Source organism: Turicimonas sp. TL08, from assembly GCF_054660695.1.
Genome location: NZ_BAAGDP010000077.1, coordinates 1 through 357, shown reverse-complemented (window position 1 = coordinate 357; position 357 = coordinate 1). Strand labels below are relative to the sequence as shown.

Genomic DNA, 357 nt, shown 5'->3' with positions numbered 1-357 from the left:
AGAATGCAGGAAGCCAGCTCTCTGTTAAAACACGCTACAGAATGCCCGATGAGCCCTGCGAGATTATTTCAGCAGATGAAAACTCTTTATTCTTAGCCAGTAAAGAGCCGATGTGGGCCGTCACTCCAGGTCAAAGCGCGGTCCTCTATAACGGGGATGTATGCTTGGGCGGAGCAGTAATCGACAAGTAATTGCCGCCCATGTCAAAAAAGCTCCGTGATTAGCGGAGCTTTTTCCTGAGTTTGATACCGAAACCCCCTTATTTTCATAATTACTATCTGAAAATAAAAGGAAAATCTCTCTTGACTTTTTTTGGTTATATGTAGTAAAATAATGGTAATAGTATAGAGAGGGGTT

Annotated in this window: 1 protein-coding gene; it reads left to right on the top strand. The window is 42.6% G+C overall.

Annotated features, from left to right (window positions below):
- A partial coding sequence (locus tag ACYQ4O_RS13020; RefSeq protein WP_460175879.1) for an aminomethyltransferase beta-barrel domain-containing protein occupies positions 1 to 191 on the top strand: 191 nt, incomplete at its 5' end.
- Between the last annotated feature and the right edge of the window lie 166 nt (positions 192 to 357).